Genomic DNA, 3,423 nt, shown 5'->3' with positions numbered 1-3,423 from the left:
TGACTTGAGTGCCATGGCTGGGGCGGGAGTTGGGCTGAGTGCTGCATTCCTTTATGTCATTGCCCATTCGCACAGCCGTCGTGGAAATATCACTGAACGTCCTCATATCATTTCCCGTTCCTGATCGAAACAGGAGGTTATGTCGTCCATGAAACGCCTGATTGCCTTTTTCTGTATTTGTTTTCTTGGGTCGTTTGCCTCTGCTCAGACCCGCGGGCTGCCGGACTTTTCCGAACTGGCAGAAAAGCAGGGGGCTGCTGTCGTCAATATCAGTACGACCCACATCATGCGCGGACAGTCACAGGCGATGCCATTTCCGTTCGACGAGAGCGATCCCGCATTCGAGTTTTTCAAGCGTTTTATCCCGCGGACTCCTGGTGGTGGCGTGCCCCGTGATTTCGAAAACAAGTCGCTTGGTTCCGGCTTCATCGTTAGCAGTGACGGCTACATTTTAACCAACGCCCATGTTGTTGACGGCGCTGACGAGGTAACGGTGCGCCTGACCGACAAACGCGAATTCAAAGCAAAGACTATCGGCACCGACAAGCGAACCGATGTTGCATTGCTCAAGATCAACGCCACAGGCCTTCCGGTAGCCAAGTTGGGGGATCCGTCCCAACTCAAGGTGGGCGAATGGGTGGTTGCTATTGGCTCCCCTTTCGGTTTCGATAATTCGGTAACTGCCGGCATCGTTTCTGCAAAAGGACGCTCATTGCCGCAGGAAAACTATGTGCCATTTATTCAAACCGATGTTGCGATCAATCCCGGCAACTCAGGAGGCCCTCTGTTTAATATGCGCGGCGAAGTCGTTGGCATCAATTCGCAAATTTACAGTCGCAGTGGTGGTTACATGGGGGTTTCCTTTGCCATTCCTATCGATGTGGCTATGGAAATCCAGAACCAGTTGCGCACCTCGGGGAAGGTTAGTCGCGGTCGCTTGGGTGTTGTGATCCAGGAGGTCAGCAAGGAGCTCGCCGAATCGCTGGGGCTGGGAAAGCCGATGGGGGCAGTGGTTAACTCCGTAGAAAACAACGGTCCGGCCGAAAAAGCAGGTATTGAAGCCGGTGACGTGATCCTCAAATTCGACGGAAAGTCCATTAACAATTCTGCCGACCTTCCCCGCATGGTTGGCATTACCAAACCGGGAACCCGTTCTACAGTTCAGGTCTGGCGCAAAGGGGCAACCCGTGAAATCAACGTTGTTATCGGCGAGGTTCCCGACGACAAACTCGCCAGTGCAAAACCGCAACGCAGCACCAAGTCGGTGGAGCGACCGGCCAATCGTCTTGGTCTTGTGGTTAGCGAATTATCAACGGAGCAAAAGCGCGAATTGAAAATGAATTTTGGCTTGTTGATCGAAGATGTTCGTGGGGTTGGCGCGCGCTCCGATTTGCGTCCAGGGGACATCATTATTGCCGTTATCAGCAAGGGTGCGACGACCGAGGTCAAAACTGCTGATCAGCTCAACAAGCTTCTGGTCCAGTTCGACAAAGGCAGTAATGTCACACTGTTGATCCGGCGCGGCGAGATGCAGACTTTTATTACCATCAAAGGGCTCAATGGCAATTGAGTTGACCCTGATCAGTCGCGACTATTGCCACCTCTGCCACGACATGGCTGTTGCGCTCAAGCCTATTGCTGAAGAATTCGGTGCCTCTATCAACGTGCTGGATGTTGATGCCGACCCTGCCCTTGAAGCATGTTTCGATGAGTTGGTGCCGGTACTACTTCATGGCGACAACGAGCTTTGCCATTACTTTCTGGACGAAGCCAAAACTCGTGAATATTTGGCTGGAATCCGCTAAAATCGGAGGTCTTCTGAAAAGGGAAGGGCGCGGGACGGCGCCCTTTTTTACTGGCATCAATGGATCATATTAGAAACTTCTCGATCATCGCGCATATCGACCACGGCAAATCAACGCTGGCGGATCGTATCATTCACCTATGCGGTGGTCTTTCAGACCGCGAGATGGAAGCTCAGGTGCTCGATTCAATGGATATTGAACGTGAGCGCGGCATTACCATCAAGGCACAGACAGCATCGCTCCGCTATAAGGCGCGCGACGGCAAGGTTTACAACCTGAACCTGATCGACACGCCTGGTCACGTCGACTTTTCTTACGAAGTCTCCCGCTCGTTGTCCGCCTGCGAAGGTGCCTTGCTGGTGGTTGATGCCTCGCAGGGTGTCGAGGCGCAGACTGTGGCCAACTGCTACACCGCACTAGAACTCGATGTCGAGGTGGTGCCGGTCTTGAACAAGATCGATTTGCCGTCAGCCGACCCGGAAAATGCACGGCAGGAGATTGAAGACGTCATCGGCATCGATGCATCAGAGGCAGTCCTTGCATCTGCAAAGACTGGCCTTGGGGTCGAGGATATTCTGGAGGCCGTTGTCGCGCGCATTCCCCCGCCCAAAGGTGACCCGGACGCGCCACTCAAGGCGTTGATCATCGACTCATGGTTCGACAACTATGTCGGTGTCGTTATGTTGGTGCGCGTGGTCGATGGTGTCTTGAGACCCAAGGACAAGCTGCTCTTCATGGCCACCGGCGCGCAGCAATTGTGCGAGCAGGTTGGCGTATTTTCCCCAAAATCCGAGTCACGCGAAGCACTCCGAGCGGGTGAAGTCGGTTTCGTCATTTCTGGCATCAAGGAACTACAGGCAGCCAAGGTCGGCGATACGATCACCAGAATGGACCGCAAAGCAACCGAAGCACTCCCCGGCTTCAAGGAAATCAAGCCGCAGGTTTTCGCCGGGTTGTACCCAATTGAATCCAACCAGTATGACTCGTTGCGCGAATCGCTCGAGAAACTCAAGCTCAATGATGCTTCGCTGCACTATGAACCAGAAGTATCCCAGGCACTTGGTTTCGGTTTCCGCTGTGGGTTTCTGGGTCTCCTGCACATGGAAATTGTTCAGGAGCGTTTGGAGCGCGAATTCGACCAGGATTTGATCACCACTGCTCCCACGGTGGTTTATCAGGTTGTGATGCGGGATGGGTCAATCATCGAAGTCGAAAACCCGGCAAAACTGCCAGATATAACTAAAACCGAAGAGGTCCGCGAACCGATCATTACGGCGACCATCTTCGTGCCACAGGATTACCTTGGCAACGTCATCACGCTGTGTAATCAAAAGCGCGGCAACCAGGTTGACATGCACTACCACGGCCGCCAAGTAAAGCTGGTTTATGAGATGCCGATGGCTGAAGTGGTCATGGATTTCTTCGATAAACTGAAATCTTGCTCGAAGGGCTATGCCTCTCTTGACTACGATTTCAAGGAATACCGCGCGGCCGATGTCGTAAAACTTGACATCCTGATCAACAGTGAAAAGGTCGATGCTCTATCGCTGATCGTACACCGTGCCAACGCGCAATATCGCGGTCGTGAATTGGCAAGCAAAATGCGTGAGCTTATCCC

The 3,423-nt window shown here is 53.2% G+C and carries 3 protein-coding genes; all 3 read left to right on the top strand.

Going from position 1 to position 3,423, the window contains the following annotated elements:
* Positions 1–148: 148 nt before the first annotated feature.
* Positions 149–1,570, top strand: a complete 1,422-nt coding sequence (locus tag ADADOO_RS09190; RefSeq protein ID WP_511276927.1) for a DegQ family serine endoprotease — start codon at positions 149–151, stop codon at positions 1,568–1,570.
* On the top strand, positions 1,560–1,805 hold the full coding sequence (locus tag ADADOO_RS09185; RefSeq protein WP_511276925.1) for a glutaredoxin family protein: 246 nt from the start codon (positions 1,560–1,562) through the stop codon (positions 1,803–1,805). The genes ADADOO_RS09190 and ADADOO_RS09185 overlap by 11 nt, the downstream gene beginning before the upstream one ends.
* Positions 1,806–1,864: 59 nt before the next feature.
* A partial coding sequence (lepA, locus tag ADADOO_RS09180) for a translation elongation factor 4 (protein WP_511276923.1) occupies positions 1,865–3,423 on the top strand: 1,559 nt, incomplete at its 3' end.

This window comes from Azonexus sp. (assembly GCF_036170495.1).
Lineage (GTDB): Bacteria > Pseudomonadota > Gammaproteobacteria > Burkholderiales > Rhodocyclaceae > Azonexus.
This window is presented reverse-complemented; position numbering and strand designations above follow the sequence as displayed.